We start from the raw sequence: 15,305 nt of genomic DNA on the forward strand, positions 1-15,305 counted from the left end.
AGACCGCGATGGACAAGACCACCAACGTGCTGATCGTCGATGACTACAAGACGATGCTGCGCATCATCCGCAACCTGCTGAAGCAGCTGGAATTCGACAATGTCGAGGAGGCATCCGACGGGCAGGAGGCGCTGGCCAAGCTGCGGGCCGGGCAATTCGGCCTCGTCATCAGCGACTGGAACATGCAGCCGATGACCGGGCTCGACCTGCTGAAGGAGGTGCGGGCGGATGCCAGGCTGAAGGATACGCCCTTCATCATGATCACCGCCGAAAGCAAGACGGAGAACGTGGTCGCCGCCAAGGCCGCCGGCGTCTCCAACTACATCGTGAAGCCCTTCAATGCCGAGACGCTGCGCGGCAAGATCGAGAAGGTGCTGACCCATGCCTGACGGCGAGGCCGGTGGCGACCGGATCGAGGCCGCGGTGCGCGCGGTGCTCGGCAGCCTCTCGGGCGACATGACGGTGACCGAGGCGGCGCTGCTCGGCGAGCTCGAGGCGCTCGGGCGCGAGGTGGCGCGGGCGAAGAGCGAGATCGCCGCGCTCCGCGTGGACGACATCAATGCCAGCCATATCCCGACCGCGACGGATGAGCTGGATGCGGTTGTCAGCCACACCGCGACGGCGACCAACGAGATCCTCGACTGCTGCGAGGTGCTGGAGGGCCTGCAGGCGCGGTTGAAGGGCGCGGATGCCGATGCGCTCTCGGGCGCCGTCACCCGCATCTACGAGGCCTGCAGCTTCCAGGACATCACCGGCCAGCGCATCGGCAAGGTGGTGTCGGCGCTGAAATCCATCGAGAGGCGGGTCGCGGCGGTGACGCAGAGCTTCGGCCGCTCGGGCGGCGAGGCTGTGCCCGAGCCCGAGGTGCCGGCGGCGGCGCGTACCGAAGGCGAGGAGCTGGCCAATGGCCCGCAATTGCCGGGCGCCGGGTCCTCGCAGGCGGAAATCGACCGGCTGCTTGCGAGTTTCGACTGATGCGCTGGGCGCCGCTGCTCGCCATGCTGCTCATGGCGCCTGGTGCCTGGGCGCAGGAGATCGTCGGGGTCCGGGTCGGCAATCATCCGGGCCATGGGCGCATCGTCTTCGACTGGCGGACGGCACCGGATTACCGGATGCAGCAGGGCGAGGATGCGGTGGTGCTGCAATTCCCGGCCGGTGCCGCCATCAACCTCGATGGCGCAAGGCGGCCGCCCCGCAACATCCTCGATGTGACGGCGGCGGGGGATGCGGTCCGCATCGGGCTCAGGCCCGGGGCGCGGGCCCGTGTCTTCCGCGTCGGGCCTAAGCTGGTGGTTGATGCGATGGACCCCGTCGCCGAGCGCCCCGTGCCCTCCGCGCAGGCGGCGCCGCCGCAGCGGCGCGGCAGGGCGCCGGAGGCGGTTGCGGCGGCATCACCGGCCGTGGCGACGCCGATGCCACCGCCGGCATCGATGCCGGCACCAGCGCCGGTTCCGCTTGCCGCGCCGGTGGCTCTGCCCCAACCCGGTGCGCTGCCGGTGCGACCCCTGGCGCAACGAGGCGCCATCCTGCTGCCCTACCCACCGACGACCGGCTTGGCCATCCTGCGCCGGGGCGGACAGGTGCTCGCCCTGTTCGACAGCGGCGAGCCTCTGAATCTCTCCGCCTTGCGCGACGATCCGATCTTCGCCGCGCTGGAGGCGGAGGCGCTGGGCGGTGCCACGCTGCTGCGCCTGCCACTCGCCTCATCCGGCCAGCTGCGGGCCCGGAGGGAGGCAACCGGGTGGATCCTGCAAGCGGTACGCCCGGCTGATGACGCGGAGGCGGCCGGGCGGGCGATACCGGTCGAGGCGGAGGACGGCGCAGCGCCTCGGCTGGTGCTGCGGGCCCGGCAGCCCGGACGTGTCGTGCCCGTGACCGATCCCGAGAGCGGATTGCCCCTGCTGCTTGGCACACTGCGCGAGATCGGCCAGGTGATGCCCGTGGCGAGGCGCCTGCCGGAGCTGGACCTGCCGCAGACAATGCTCGGGGCTGCGGTATTGGCACGGGCCGATCGGGTCGTCATGCAGGCGACCGGGAGTGGCTTCCTGATCGGCGCCGGAACCGGGTCGCTGGCGCTCGATCTTGCCGCGGCGGAAATGCCGACGGCAGCGTCGATGACGCGCAGCTTCGAATTCCCGCGCATGGCGCCCGCACAGATGCTTGAGCGGTTGCGCGCATTGCAGGCGAGCATCGGCGCTGCGCCAAGCCTCGGCCGGCTGCCCCTGCGCCGGGCGGCGACGGAGATCCTGTTGGCGCTCGGCCTGCCACAGGAAGCCCAGGCGATGACGGAATTGGCCAAATCGGAGGACCCGCAGGCGGCCCGGGATGCGCGGCTGACCGCGCTGGGCGGTGCCGCGGCGCTGCTGGCTGGCCGGCTGCCGCAGGCCGTGGTGCTGCGTCAGCCGGAACTGCCGGATAGCGACGAGCTCAACCTGTGGCGCATGCTGCTGCTGGCCGCAGAAGGGCAGGCCGGCTTGGCGGCACCGGGCCTCGCCGCCAGCCTTCCGGTCTTGTTCGACTATGCGGAGGCGTTGCGTTCGCGCCTGCTGCCCCTGGCAGCACAGGCCCTGGCCGAGGCAGGCGCGACGGAGTCCCTGCGGCAGTTGCTCGATCAGGCCGGGCCACTGCCGGAACTTGCGCTGCCACGCGCCATGCTGGCCGAAGCCGGCGGGGACACGGCCGCCGCGCTGGCCGGCTATGACGAGATTGCCCGGGGGCGGGACAGGCTGGCGCGGGCCCGCGCCTTGCGCCGCGCGATCGAGCTGCGCCTGACGACGCAACAGATCGATGCCGGGCAGGCGGCACGGGCGCTGGAGGCTACGCTTTTCGCCTGGCGTGGCGATGCCGAGGAGGTTGTGACGCGGATGCGCGTGGCGGAGCTGCGGCGCGGAGCACGGGATGCCCGTGGCGCATTGGCCTTGCTGCGGGAGACGGAAGCCCTGTTCCCCGGCCATGCCGCAGCCTTGCGGCCGGCGATCGGCGCGGCCTTCCTGGCGGCGCTGGAGCAGGAACCGCCGATCGGCGCCGTCGCCCTGTTCGACGCCTATCCAGAGCTGTTGCCGCATGACGCGGTCGGCGAGGCGGCGATCCTGCAGCTTGCGGACCGGCTCGTGGCGCTTGACCTGACGGAGAGGGCGGCGTTGCTCCTGGGCCAGGCGGCGCTGCGCAATACGGGTGCGGCGCGTGCGGGGCTCGGGCTGCGCCAGGCGGCGCTGCGACTTGCCGAGGGCGATGCCGGCGCGGCGCTTTCCGCCTTGCACGATAGCGCCGTACAGCCCCTGCCGGATGCGTTGGCGCGTGACCGCACGATCCTCGCCGCGCGCGCCCAGGCACGGCTCGGGCGCATGGAGGAGGCCGTCGCCGGTCTCGATGCCCTCGGCCCCGCGGGTGCCGAAGCACTGGCGGAGTTGCTGGCCGACCGGCAGGACTGGCCGGCAGCCGCGGCCGCCTTGGCGAATTACCTGCGCTTCGCCTTGCCCGCAGCCCCGGCATCGCTTGATACGGCGCATCGGCAACTCTTGCTGCGTCAGGCCGCGATGCTGGTCCTGGCCGGCGATGAGGCGGGCCTGGCCGCGCTACGCACCGATCACGCGCCGCGGATGACGGAGGAGCCCTGGGGTGCGGCCCTGGCGCTGCTCACGGCGGAGCAACTGCGGGGTCTGGCTGACCTGCCACGGCTGCAACGGGAGATGTCGCTGTTCAGAACGATCCCGGCCCGGCTGGAGGCATTGCGGGCAGGCGGCCCGGTTACACGCTAAGTCCCGCGTCGGACGCGGGGGAGGGCGGCAAAATTTTCGGCCGCTGGGGGCAATTTTCACTTGCGTCCCGGTCCCCCGTGCCTCATATGCGCGCCCCGTTGACCTGATCGATCCCCGATCACCCTGGTCATCTGCTGGTGGGAATAGGAGCCCGCGATGGACGCTCTTCTCCAACTGGGGATGGTCTCGGAGTTGCTCCCGAGCGAAGCCCAGAATTCTGAAACCTCGGTGAGCGAGGCTAAGGACTATTTTGTTTCCCGTGATGGCGTCAAATTCGCCGGCACGCATCTGATCATCGATCTGTGGGATGCCACCAACCTGGCGGACCCGGAGCATATCGATGCGGTGCTGCGCGAGGCTGCGATCGCCACGGGTGCTACGATCCTGCACGGGCATTTTCACCACTTCGGCCCGAATAGCGGCGTTTCCGGCGTGCTGGTGCTGGCGGAGAGCCATGTCTCCATCCACACCTGGCCGGAGCGGGACTACGCGGCGCTCGACATCTTCGTCTGCGGCGAGTGCAACCCGTACAAGGCGATTCCGGTGCTGAAGCGCGGCTTCATGCCGGGCCGTGTCCAGCTCGCGGAGCACAAGCGCGGCCTGATCGGCTGACATCGAACCGTGCATGCAGGGGTCGGGGCGGGGCCTTAAGGTCCCGCCCTCTTTGTTTCAGGGGCATTCCATGGCGACCGATTCGTGGGTGAATGAGACGCTGTATAGCGCCTGGGGCCAGCGCTTCCGCGTGGTGCGGGAGCTGGCGCGGGTGCAGAGCGATTTCCAGGACATCATGGTCTTCCAAAGCGAGACCCATGGCCGGGTGATGCTGCTCGATGGCGTGGTGCAGATCACCGAGGCCGACGAATTCGTCTACCAGGAGATGCTCACCCATGTGCCACTGCTGGCGCATGGCGCAGCGAAGCGGGTGCTGATCATCGGCGCCGGCGATGGCGGCGTGCTGCGCCGCGTGCTGCAGCACAACACCGTCGAGCGAGCGGTGATGGTCGAGATCGATGGCGAGGTGATCCGCCTCGCCAAGGAGTACCTGCCGGGTATCGCCGGGGATGCCTGGAACGACCCGCGCGCCGAGGTCATCGTCGGTGACGGGATCGATTACGTGCGCCAGGCCGAGGCTGGCAGCTTCGACGTCGTCATCGTCGACAGCACGGACCCGATCGGCGTCGGCGAGGTGCTGTTCACCGACGAGTTCTATGCCAATTGCGCCCGGCTGCTGAGCGAGCATGGGCTGGTGGTGAACCAGTGCGGCGTGCCCTTCATGCAGGCCGATGAGCTGCACGAGACCAGCCTGCGCCGCGCCAAGGCCTTCGCCGACGTCTTCGCCTATGTCGCGGCGGTGCCGACCTATGTCGGTGGTTTCATGACGCTGGGCTGGGCGGCGAAAGACCCGGCCTTGCGCGCGGCCACGGTCGGCGAGGTGCGCGAACGGGCGCAGGCGGCCGGCATCCTTGGTGCCACCCGGTACTGGACGCCCGAGATCCATTGCGGCGCCTTCAACCTGCCGCCCTATATCGCCGAGCACCTGCCACGCGGCTGAGGCTGGGGACATCCTGCCGTCATCCGCTGGCGAAGCCCTGGACGAGGCTGCCGGCCACCAGCCGCCAGCCATCGATCAGCACGAAGAAGATCAGCTTGAAGGGCAGCGAGACGACGCTCGGCGGCAGCATCATCATGCCGAGCGACATCAGCAGGCTCGCCACGACCATGTCGATGACGAGGAAGGGCAGGAAGACGAGGAAGCCGATCTCGAAGGCGCGGCGCAGCTCGCCCACCAGGAAGGCCGGCAGCAGGGCCCGCCAGGGCAGCTGATCCGGCCGCGCCGTCTCGGCGGCCTGTGGCAGTCCGGCGAGATCGAGGAACAGGGCCAGGTCGCCCTCCCGGACCTGGTTCGCCATGAAGCTGCGGAAGGGCTCCGCGCTGGCGGCAAGGCCGTCCAGCTCACCGATGCGGCCTTCCATCATCGGGGCTAGCCCGTCGCGCCAGCTTGCTTCCATCACCGGCTGCATGACGAAGAAGGTGAGGAAGAGCGCCAGCCCGATCAGCACTGGATTCGGCGGCACGCCCTGGGCGCCGATCGCGCTGCGCAGCAGCGACAGCACGATGGCGATGCGGGTGAAAGCCGTCACCATCACCAGCAGGGAGGGCGCCAGCGAAAGCAGGCCGATCAGCGCGGTGAGCTGCACAAGGCGCATGGTGGCACCGGCCTGGCCGGCGCCGCCCAGATCGAGGTTGACGCTCTGCGCGGCGGCCGGCAGGGCCCAGCCGGCGAGCAGCAGCCCGAGGCCGAGCCGCATCATGCCGCGTCATCCTGCGCAGGAAGCCACCCCAACAGGGCGTCCTGGCCACCGCCGGTGAGGACCAATACCTCGCGCCCGTCGCAGCGGAGCAGCAGCAGGCGGCGCTTGCCATCGAGCGCCAGCGCCTCCTGCACCGCGAGGCGTCGGCCGGGGCGCGCGGCGAGGCCGCCCCAGCGCAGGCCGCGCGCCGTGATGGCCAGCAGCAGGAGGACGGCCGCCAATGCTCCGGCGGCCTGGAGCCACGCTCCGGTTTCGGTTGTCATGCGGCATCCTGCCAGCGGGGTGGGTAGGGATCATGGAGGCGGCAAGGCGGCGGCGAGGCCCTCGACCTCCTGCGCCAAGGCCTTGAGCGCCGGGCGCAGCAGGCGGGCCTGGTCGCGCGGGAGCCGGGTGATGGTGGCGCAGAGCGCCCCGGCCTCCGCATCGAGGCCGGCGAGGTCGATTGCTCGTCCATTGCTGGCGAGGACCCGCGCCATCACGACGGTATCGTAGAGCGCCTCGATCGCGGCAAGGGTGGCTTGCGTCATGCACCGAACCTGCGCCCGCAACGGTTAAGGAAGCCTTGTGGGGCGCCTTAACCGAATCTTCGGGGAGGGGGCGCAGCATCGCCGCATGGACCTGACGCGCAACCCCACCATCGCCCTCGCGGAGCGCCGGATCGCCTGGCTCGAGGAGCGCCAGCGCGTGCTGGCGCAGAACATCGCCAATGCGGACACGCCCGGCTACTCGCCGCGCGACCTGGGCGATTTCCGCCAGAGCCTGCTCGGCGCCTTCAAGCTGGCGCGGACGGATGGTCAGCATCTCGGTGGGGGCGGCGCGGCCCGGTCGCGGCCGGACCGCGCCGCCACCGACCGAGCGCCGAACGGCAATGCCGTCTCGCTCGACCGGGAAGCCATGAAAATTGCCGATACGGACACGGCGCATGCCCTGGCGACCGGCCTCTACCGGCGCTGGGTCGGCCTGTTCCGAACCGCCCTTGGCCGCTCGCAATAGGATGGAGGAGGCTGACCATGGATCTCGACAGCGCCTTGCGTATTTCCGCCGCCGGCATGCAGGCCCAGGCTACCCGGCTGCGGGTCGTCGCAGAGAATCTGGCCAACCGGGACAGCACCGGGCCTTCGCCCGGGGCCGACCCCTATCGCCGCAAGACCGTCACCTTCGCCAACCGGCTGGACCGCAGCCTCGGCGCCGAGACCGTGCAGGTGCGGCGGATCGGCACCGCATCAGGCGCCTTTCCACAGGTGCATGACCCGTCACACCCGGCGGCCGATGCGCAGGGCTATGTGAAGCGGCCGAATGTCGACAGCCTGGTCGAGACGATGGACATGCGCGAGGCGCAGCGGAGCTACAGCGCCAATCTCGCGGTGCTCGAGACCACGCGTGGCATGCTGACGCGCACCATCGAGGCGTTGCGCTGATGATCGGCTCGGTCGCGCCGCTCCAGGCCGCAGCGGCCTATCGCGCGACGGTGTCACCGGAGGCATCCGCCGAGGGCGGCTTCGGTGCGACGCTGCAGCGGGCCGTCGAAGGTGCGGTCGAGCTCGGCCGCGGGGCGGATGCGGCCAGCACCCAGGCCCTGACCGGCCAGGGCAGCGTCTCGGAGGTGGTGATGGCCGTCTCGCGGGCCGAGCTTGCCCTGCAGACGGCGGTCGCGCTGCGGGACCGTGTCGTCTCCGCCTATCAGGACGTCATGCGGATGCCCATCTGACGCAGGAGGCGCGGGGCATGGACAATCAATCGGCCCTGGCGGTGCGGGAGGCCCTGTGGATGGCCCTGCAGCTCGCTGGCCCACCGCTCATCGCCATGTTGGCCGTGGGGCTGGTGATCTCGGTCTTCCAGGCGCTCACGCAGATCCAGGAGGCGACTCTTGCCTTCCTGCCGAAGCTGGTCGTGCTGGGTGTCGTGCTGCTGCTGCTCGGCCCGTCGATGGTGGGGTCGATGCGGGGCTACGCGGCGTCGCTCTTCGACCGGATGGTCGCGGTGGGCGGGCAGCCCTGATGCCGGAGGCGCTGCCGGATTTCGCCTTCCACGCCGTGCTGCTGGTGGCGCGGCTGGGAGGGGCGGTGCTGCTGCTGCCAGGGCTTGGGGAACAGGATATACCGGCCAGCATCCGTCTGGCCCTGCTGCTGGCGCTCGTGGCGGTGCTGTTGCCAGGACTGGCGCCGCACCTGCCAGGCCTGCCGGCTGAGCTACCGGAATTGCTGCGGCTGATCCTGATGGAGACGGCGATCGGGCTCTGGCTCGGCTTGCTGGCGCGGCTGGTGTCGCTGGCGCTGGGGCAGGCGGGGCAGATGGTCGGGCTGATGGTCGGCCTCGCCAGCCCCTTGCAGGCCGACCCGGTGCTTGGGGCGCAGGCCACGGCGACGGGGCGGCTGTTCACGCTGCTCGCCGCGGTGCTGGTGCTGTCCGGCGGGCTCTATGCCTTGCCGTTGCGGGCTCTGGCGGAGAGCTACCAGTCGCTGCCGCCCGGCGCCCCGCTGGTGCTGGACCGCGGCGCCGAATCGGTGGCGCAGGCGGTCGCCGATAGCCTGTCGCTGGCTCTGCGCCTGGCGTCACCCCTGGTGCTGGCGTCCGTGCTCGGCAATGTCGCGCTGGGCCTGCTGGCGCGGCTGGCACCGCAGGTGCAGGTCTTCACCATGGCCGCGCCGGGGCAGATCCTGGGCGGTCTGCTGCTGCTCGGCCTGTTGCTGCCGGCGATGATCGCCGTCTGGCTCGCCGCCGCCGGCACCTCCCTCGCATTGCCGGGCTAGGCCATGGCCGAGGAGGAATCCGCATCCGCCGAAGACAGGACGGAGGCCCCAAGCCAGAGGCGGCTCGAGCAGGCGCAGCGGGAGGGCCAGGCGCCGGTATCGCGCGAGGCGATCGGCTTCGCCACGCTTCTTGCCGGGACGGTGGCGGGCGTGCTGGCGTTGCCGCCCCTTGGCTTCGAATGGCTGCGGCTGATGCGGGCGCTGATCGAGATGCCGGGGGAGGGGGCGGTGCTGGCGCCCGCGCTGCTATGGCAGTCGGCTCTGACCCTGCTCCCCGTGCTGGCGCTGGTGGCTTTGGCCGGAACCCTGGCCAGCCTGGCGCAGACTGGCCTGGTAGCGCGGGCCGAGGCGCTGGCGCCCCAGCTTTCCAGGGTCAATCCGGTGGGGACGCTGCGGCGCCTGCTGGGGCCGGAAGGGCTGCTCGAGTTGTTGCGGACCCTGATGAAGCTGGCGCTGGTCGGCGTGGCGCTCTGGCATGCGGTGGATCTGTCCGTGCTGCAGGCGGCTCTGCACCAGCCCGCGGCCGGGCTGTTGCGGGCGGCGGGTCAGGGCAGCGTGCGGTTGCTGCTGGCTGCGCTCTTCGCCTTCGGAGCGATCGCGCTGCTCGATCTCTTCTGGGTCCGCTGGCGGCATCTGCGGCGCATGCGGATGAGCCGGGAGGAACTACGCCAGGAGCATAAGGACAGCGAGGGCGACCCCTATATCAAGGCCCGGCTGCGGCGGCTTCGGGAGCAGCGGGCACGGCGGCGGATGCTCGCGGCCGTGCCGAAGGCAACGGTTGTGGTCACCAACCCAACTCATTACGCTATCGCTTTGAACTATGCGCCGGGGCAGGCCTCGGCGCCGAGACTGGTAGCGAAGGGGGTGGATGCCATGGCGGCGCGAATCCGGGCGATGGCGGCCGAGCACGGGGTGCCGGTCGTCGAGAATCCGCCGCTGGCCCGGGCGTTGTGGCGGGTGGAGACGGATACCGAAATCCCCGCGGAGCATTGGCAGGCAGTTGCCGAGATCATCGCCTATGTCTGGCGCCTGCAGGGGCGGCAGCATGCCTGACCGTCGCGCGGCGCAGCGGGCCGCCTCCTTCCAGTGCCTGTTCGGCGGGACGCCGGACGGCATGGCCCTGCTCGACTCGAGCGGTGCGATCCTCGCCGCCAATCCAGCGCTGGAGCGGCTGGCGGGAGGGGAGGCGTTGCGCGGCCTGCCGGCGACGCGGCTCCTGGCGCCGGCGGACCGGCCGGCATTGGCGGCGCTGCTTGCCGGGTCGGGGCAGCGGGACTTGCGGGCACGCCCCGCCGGGTCCGGGTTGGGGGCATGGAGCCTGACCTCCGAGCTGCTGGCCGGCGGCGGGCGGTTGCTGCGCGTCCTCGATCATGGGGAGGGGGACCGGGCGGAGGTGCCAGCCGTCAACGCGAGCCGGCTGGAAATGCTTGGTCGCCTGACCGGGGGCATCGTGCATGACGTGAACAACCTGCTGGGCATCATTCGCGGCGCCGCGGAGGCAGTGCGGACCCTCGGCCTTCCGCCGGCCGGCGAGGCGGAGGTGAAGGGGATCGAGGATGCGGCGCGGCGTGGTGCGGTGCTGATTGCCGAATTGCTGGCCCTGGTCCGGCCGCAGAAGGCGGCGCCCTGCAGCATCGTCCTTGATGCCGCGATCGAGGCCTTGGCTCCCTTGCTGCGCCGGCTGGTCGGCAAGGCGGTGCGGCTGGAGCTGCTGCCCGGGGCGGCCGGGCTGGCGGTGCGTCTCGGGCCCGAGCAACTCGACCGGCTCTTGATGAACCTCGCCGTCAATGCCGGGGAGGCAATGGCGGAGGGGGGGTGCCTCACCATCGCCACCCGCCAGGCGCCGGGCGAGGCCGTGCTGGAGGTGCGGGACACGGGCTGCGGCATTCCCCCCGAAGCCTTGCCACATATCTTCGATCCCTTCTTCACCACGCGAGCCACCGAGGGCGGTACGGGTCTTGGGCTGGCGACGGTGCGGGACATCGTCGGCGCGGCCGGTGGGCGTGTCGTGGTGGAGAGCCGGCGTGGCCAGGGGACCTGCTTCCGCATCCATTTGCCGAGGCTGGAGGCGCCGGTAGAGGCAGCCCCTCGGCCGGCCCCCACCGGAGAGGCAGGGCCGATCCTGCTGGTCGAGGACGAGGCGGTGCTGCGGCGGCTGGCGGAGCATGTGCTGAGCCGCCAGGGCCAGGTGCCACTCCTGGCCGAGAGCGCGGAGGCGGCACTGGATCTGCTGGAGCGGTCGCCACCACCCGGGCTGCTGGTCAGCGACATCTCCCTGCCGGGGATGGATGGGCGGGAGTTGGCGCGGCGGCTTCGGCTCCGCTGGCCCCATCTTCCGGTGGTGTTGGCCTCGGGCTATGGCAGTGCCGGGCTGCGTGCCGAGCTGGCGGCCGAGGGTTTCCATCTCCTGGCCAAGCCCTATGGTTCGGCCGAGTTGATGGCGGCGCTGGAGGCTGTCCGGCGGGTACCGGTGACGGTGTGAGGTGCCTCGTGTTTTCCAAATGTTCTTGTTTTCCGGCGGTGGCAGGACCATACTCTGGCAGTGCCATCGCGGAGCGATGGGGTTAGTTACGATCCTGTTTCATTCCGATCTCATTGCATGTAGTTTGGGCGGGTGAACCGGGGCCAGGAGCGGGATAGCCAGAATGGATAAGGGAAAGGCGCTCGACGCCGCGCTCAGCCAGATCGAAAGGGCCTTCGGCAAGGGCTCCATTATGAAGATGGGCGCTCGTCAGGCGTTGGATGGCGAGATCGAGGTGATCTCGACCGGCTCGCTCGGCCTCGACATCGCGCTTGGCATCGGTGGCGTGCCGAAGGGCCGCATCATCGAGATCTACGGGCCGGAAAGCTCGGGCAAGACGACGCTCGCGCTGCACATGATCGCGGAGGCCCAGAAGAAGGGCGGCACCTGCGCCTTCATTGATGCCGAGCATGCGCTCGACCCGGGCTATGCCAAGAAGCTCGGCGTCGATATCGACAACATGCTGATCAGCCAGCCGGATGCCGGCGAGCAGGCGCTCGAGATCTGCGACACGCTGGTGCGCTCGGGCGCGATCGACGTGCTGGTGGTCGATAGCGTGGCCGCGCTGGTGCCGCGGGCCGAGCTTGAGGGCGAGATGGGCGACAGCCATGTCGGCCTGCATGCCCGGCTGATGAGCCAGGCGCTGCGTAAGCTGACCGGCACCGTCTCCCGCTCGAACTGCCTGCTGATCTTCCTGAACCAGATCCGGCTCAAGATCGGCGTCATGTTCGGCAATCCGGAGACGACGACGGGTGGCAACGCGCTGAAGTTCTACGCCTCCATCCGCCTGGAGATCCGCCGCATCGGGGCCATCAAGGACCGGGAGAGCGTGGTCGGCAACCAGACCCGGGTGAAGGTGGTGAAGAACAAGATGGCGCCGCCGTTCCGGCAGGTCGAGTTCGACATCATGTATGGCGAGGGCATCTCCAAGGTCGGCGAGCTGGTCGATCTCGGTGTGAAGGCCGGCGTCGTCGAGAAGTCGGGCGCCTGGTTCAGCGCCGAGGGCCAGCGGATCGGGCAGGGGCGGGAGAATGCCAAGCAGTTCCTCCGCGACAACCCGGCCATGGGCGCCTCCATCGAGGCCAAGGTGCGCGGCCAGGCCGGCATCGTCGCCAATGCCATGCTGACGGGCGAGAGCGAGTCGGCGGAAAGCGAGGATGAGGCAACGCCGGCCGAGTAAGCCGGCGCCTCTCGACGCCTCCTGCCCTGCGCGGTAGGAGGCTCGGGGCCCCGCGGCCGGGAACGCGCGCGGGGGGAAGACAGGATCCGCACCGGCGATGACCAGCAGCAACGACATCCGCGCCACCTTCCTTGGGTATTTCGGTCGCAACGGGCATCAGGTGGTCGAAAGCTCGCCGCTGGTTCCACGGAACGACCCGACGCTGATGTTCGCCAATAGCGGCATGGTGCAGTTCAAGAATGTCTTCACCGGGCAGGAGAAGCGTTCCTATAGCCGGGCGACCACGGCGCAGAAATGCGTCCGTGCCGGCGGCAAGCACAACGATCTCGACAATGTCGGCTATACCGCCCGGCATCATACCTTCTTCGAGATGTTGGGGAATTTCTCCTTCGGCGACTATTTCAAGGAACAGGCAATCTCCCATGCCTGGGAGTTGCTGACCCGCGACTTCGGCCTGCCGAAGGACAAGCTGCTGGTCACCGTCTTCTCCGAGGATGAGGAGGCGCCGGTCTATTGGAGGAAGATCGCCGGGCTGCCGGACAGCCGGATCATCCGCATCCCGACCAGCGATAATTTCTGGCGCATGGGGGATACCGGGCCCTGCGGCCCATGCTCCGAGATCTTCTACGACCATGGCGAGCATATCCCGGGCGGGCCGCCGGGCTCGCCGGATGAGGATGGCGACCGGTTCATCGAGATCTGGAACCTGGTCTTCATGCAGTTCGAGGAGGGGCCACCCGGCACCCGCGTGCCGCTGCCGCGGCCCTCGATCGATACCGGCATGGGGCTGGAGCGCTTCGCCGCCATCCTCCAGGGCAAGCACGACAACTACGACACCGATACGCTGCGGGCGCTGATCCTCGCCTCGGCCGAGGCCACGGGCCAGGACCCGGATGGGCGGTGGAAGACCAGCCACCGCGTGGTCGCCGACCATCTGCGGGCCGGCACCTTCCTGATGGCCGATGGCGTCATGCCCTCCAACGAGGGCCGCGGCTATGTGCTGCGGCGCATCCTCCGCCGCGCCATGCGGCATGCGCATATGATGGGCTCGCGCGAGCCGCTGCTGCACCGGCTGGTGCCGGCGCTGATCCGGCAGATGGGCGCGGCCTATCCCGAGATCGTCCGCGCCGAGGCGCTGGTGACCGAGACCTTCAAGCTGGAGGAGACGCGCTTCCGCAGCCTGCTGGAGCGCGGGCTCGGCCTGCTGGCGGAGGAGAGCGGCAAGCTCGGCGAGGGCGGGACCCTGTCCGGCGATGTCGCCTTCCGGCTTTACGACACCTACGGCTTCCCGCTCGACCTGACGCAGGATGCGCTGCGCGCCGAGGGCCGCGGCGTCGATGTCGCAGGCTTCGAGGCGGCGATGGCCGAGCAGCGCCGGCGGGCGCGCGCCGCCTGGGCCGGCAGTGGCGAGGCGGCGACGGATGCCGTCTGGTTCGACATCAAGGAGCGGGTCGGGGCCAGCGAATTCCTCGGCTACAGCACCGAGGCGGCGGAGGGCGAGATCCTCGCCATCCTGCAGGACGGCAAGCCGGTGGAGGGCGCCGGGCCGGGGGCCGAGGTCGCGGTCGTGCTGAACCAGACGCCCTTCTACGCCGAGAGCGGCGGCCAGGTGGGCGATGCCGGGCTGATCTCAGCGGGTGAGGCCTGCCGCATCGTCGTGCGGGACACGCAGAAGAAGCTCGGCGACCTCTTCGTCCATTACGGCACGGTCGCGCATGGCGAGGCGAGGCCGGGGCTGGCCGTGCTGGCCGAGGTCGACCACACGCGGCGCGGGGCCATCCGCGCCCATCACAGCGCGACGCATCTGCTGCATGAGGCGCTGCGGCGGCGGCTCGGCACCCATGTGGCGCAGAAGGGCTCGCTGAACGCGCCGGACCGGCTGCGCTTCGACGTCTCGCAACCGACGCCGATGACGGCGGAGGATCTCGCCTGGACCGAAACCGAGGTGAATGCCCGCATCCGCGAGAATGCCGAGGTGACGACCCGGCTGATGACGCCGGAGCAGGCTGTCGGCATCGGCGCCATGGCGCTGTTCGGCGAGAAATACGGTGACGAGGTACGGGTCGTCGCCATGGGGCATGACCCGGCGGCGACCGAGAAGCTCGGCGTCTATTCGCTCGAGCTCTGCGGCGGCACGCATGTGCGGCGGACGGGCGACATCGGCCTGTTCAAGATCGTCTCCGAGGGCGCGGTCTCGGCCGGCGTGCGGCGCGTCGAGGCCGTCACCGGCGAGGCGGCGCTGGCGCTGATCGAGGACCAGGCGCGGCAGCTCTCCGAGGCGGCGCTGGCGCTCCGCGTCGCCCCGGCCGAGGTGCCGGCGCGCGTGGCCGCGCTGGTCGAGGACCGGCGCCGGCTGGAGCGCGAGGTGAGCGAGCTGCGGAAGAAGCTGGCGACCGGTGGCGCCGCGGCGGAGGCCGAGACGATCGGCGGGCTGCGCGTGGCGCTGCGCAACCTCGGCGACATCCCGGCGCGGGATCTCAAGGGCGTGGCGGAGGCCATCCTGAAGGGCGGCACGGCCGATGTGGCGGCGCTGGTCTCGACGGCGGAGGGCAAGGCCAGCATCGTCGTCGGCATCGGCGAGGCGGCGCGCGGCCAGGCGGATGCGGTGGCGCTGGTCAGGGCGGCGAGTGCCGCGGCAGGCGGCAAGGGCGGTGGCGGGAGGCCGGAGATGGCCCAGGCCGGCGGCCCCGATGCGGCGCTGGCCGATGCCGCGCTCGACGCCGTCCGGGCGGCGCTGGCTGGCGGCTGAGATCGAGGGGCACGGCCGGGCCGTGCCTCTCCCGC

The 15,305-nt window shown here is 70.3% G+C and carries 17 protein-coding genes; 14 read left to right on the forward strand and 3 right to left on the reverse strand.

Annotation, left to right across the window (positions count from 1 at the left end; translation table 11 throughout):
- Positions 1 to 8: 8 nt before the first annotated feature.
- The 5 genes from BLR02_RS07730 (at position 9) to speE (ending at position 5,310) form a co-directional block, all read left to right on the forward strand.
- Positions 9 to 389, forward strand: coding sequence for a chemotaxis response regulator CheY (locus BLR02_RS07730; RefSeq protein WP_090563202.1), 381 nt, complete (start codon positions 9 to 11; stop codon positions 387 to 389).
- The gene (locus tag BLR02_RS07735; RefSeq protein ID WP_090662148.1) at positions 382 to 975 is read left to right on the forward strand and encodes a protein phosphatase CheZ; all 594 of its coding nucleotides are present in this window, start codon (positions 382 to 384) and stop codon (positions 973 to 975) included. The genes BLR02_RS07730 and BLR02_RS07735 overlap by 8 nt, the downstream gene beginning before the upstream one ends.
- Positions 975 to 3,758: a hypothetical protein gene (locus BLR02_RS07740; protein WP_090662151.1), complete on the forward strand. Its 2,784-nt coding sequence runs from the start codon at positions 975 to 977 to the stop codon at positions 3,756 to 3,758. The genes BLR02_RS07735 and BLR02_RS07740 overlap by 1 nt, the downstream gene beginning before the upstream one ends.
- A 156-nt stretch (positions 3,759 to 3,914) precedes the next feature.
- Entirely contained in the window at positions 3,915 to 4,370 is a 456-nt protein-coding gene (speD, locus tag BLR02_RS07745; protein WP_090563207.1) for an adenosylmethionine decarboxylase, read from the forward strand.
- 70 nt (positions 4,371 to 4,440) lie between these two features.
- The gene (gene speE, locus BLR02_RS07750) at positions 4,441 to 5,310 is read left to right on the forward strand and encodes a polyamine aminopropyltransferase (protein WP_090563208.1); all 870 of its coding nucleotides are present in this window, start codon (positions 4,441 to 4,443) and stop codon (positions 5,308 to 5,310) included.
- 19 nt (positions 5,311 to 5,329) lie between these two features.
- On the opposite strand, the gene fliP is transcribed toward speE, so the two are convergent.
- The 3 genes from fliP to BLR02_RS07765 are packed head-to-tail and all read right to left on the reverse strand — an operon-like array spanning position 5,330 to position 6,597.
- Positions 5,330 to 6,070 carry a flagellar type III secretion system pore protein FliP gene (gene fliP / locus BLR02_RS07755; RefSeq protein WP_408735509.1) on the reverse strand — a complete coding sequence of 247 codons (741 nt, stop codon included), beginning with the start codon at positions 6,068 to 6,070 and terminating at the stop codon, positions 5,330 to 5,332.
- On the reverse strand, positions 6,067 to 6,333 hold the full coding sequence (locus BLR02_RS07760; RefSeq protein WP_090662154.1) for a flagellar biosynthetic protein FliO: 267 nt from the start codon (positions 6,331 to 6,333) through the stop codon (positions 6,067 to 6,069). Before BLR02_RS07760 ends, fliP begins: the two co-directional genes overlap by 4 nt.
- A 30-nt stretch (positions 6,334 to 6,363) precedes the next feature.
- Complete coding sequence (locus tag BLR02_RS07765; RefSeq protein ID WP_090662157.1) at positions 6,364 to 6,597, reverse strand: hypothetical protein; 234 nt, start codon at positions 6,595 to 6,597, stop codon at positions 6,364 to 6,366.
- An 85-nt stretch (positions 6,598 to 6,682) separates the two neighbouring features.
- Here BLR02_RS07765 and BLR02_RS07770 point away from each other — a divergent pair, with 85 nt between their 5' ends.
- The 9 genes from BLR02_RS07770 to alaS all read left to right on the forward strand — a co-directional run bounded on the left by BLR02_RS07770 (position 6,683) and on the right by alaS (position 15,270).
- Positions 6,683 to 7,063, forward strand: coding sequence for a flagellar basal body rod protein FlgB (locus BLR02_RS07770; protein WP_090563215.1), 381 nt, complete (start codon positions 6,683 to 6,685; stop codon positions 7,061 to 7,063).
- 17 nt (positions 7,064 to 7,080) lie between these two features.
- Positions 7,081 to 7,488 (forward strand): flagellar basal body rod protein FlgC, encoded by a 408-nt coding sequence (gene flgC, locus BLR02_RS07775; protein WP_090563217.1) that lies wholly within the window; start codon positions 7,081 to 7,083, stop codon positions 7,486 to 7,488.
- On the forward strand, positions 7,488 to 7,778 hold the full coding sequence (locus BLR02_RS07780) for a flagellar hook-basal body complex protein FliE (RefSeq protein WP_090563219.1): 291 nt from the start codon (positions 7,488 to 7,490) through the stop codon (positions 7,776 to 7,778). Before flgC ends, BLR02_RS07780 begins: the two co-directional genes overlap by 1 nt.
- 17 nt (positions 7,779 to 7,795) lie before the next feature.
- Positions 7,796 to 8,068, forward strand: coding sequence for a flagellar biosynthesis protein FliQ (gene fliQ / locus BLR02_RS07785; protein WP_090563221.1), 273 nt, complete (start codon positions 7,796 to 7,798; stop codon positions 8,066 to 8,068).
- Positions 8,068 to 8,820, forward strand: coding sequence for a flagellar biosynthetic protein FliR (locus BLR02_RS07790; RefSeq protein WP_090662160.1), 753 nt, complete (start codon positions 8,068 to 8,070; stop codon positions 8,818 to 8,820). Before fliQ ends, BLR02_RS07790 begins: the two co-directional genes overlap by 1 nt.
- 3 nt (positions 8,821 to 8,823) lie before the next feature.
- A complete protein-coding gene (locus BLR02_RS07795; RefSeq protein WP_090662163.1) occupies positions 8,824 to 9,873 on the forward strand; it encodes an EscU/YscU/HrcU family type III secretion system export apparatus switch protein in 1,050 nt (349 codons plus the stop codon).
- Entirely contained in the window at positions 9,866 to 11,302 is a 1,437-nt protein-coding gene (locus BLR02_RS07800) for a hybrid sensor histidine kinase/response regulator (RefSeq protein ID WP_176849434.1), read from the forward strand. Before BLR02_RS07795 ends, BLR02_RS07800 begins: the two co-directional genes overlap by 8 nt.
- Positions 11,303 to 11,465: 163 nt before the next feature.
- Complete coding sequence (recA, locus tag BLR02_RS07805) at positions 11,466 to 12,521, forward strand: recombinase RecA (protein WP_090662169.1); 1,056 nt, start codon at positions 11,466 to 11,468, stop codon at positions 12,519 to 12,521.
- Between the two features lie 97 nt (positions 12,522 to 12,618).
- Positions 12,619 to 15,270, forward strand: a complete 2,652-nt coding sequence (alaS, locus tag BLR02_RS07810) for an alanine--tRNA ligase (RefSeq protein ID WP_090662172.1) — start codon at positions 12,619 to 12,621, stop codon at positions 15,268 to 15,270.
- The last annotated feature ends 35 nt before the right edge of the window (positions 15,271 to 15,305 follow it).

The sequence above is a fragment of the Belnapia rosea genome (assembly GCF_900101615.1).
GTDB lineage: Bacteria > Pseudomonadota > Alphaproteobacteria > Acetobacterales > Acetobacteraceae > Belnapia > Belnapia rosea.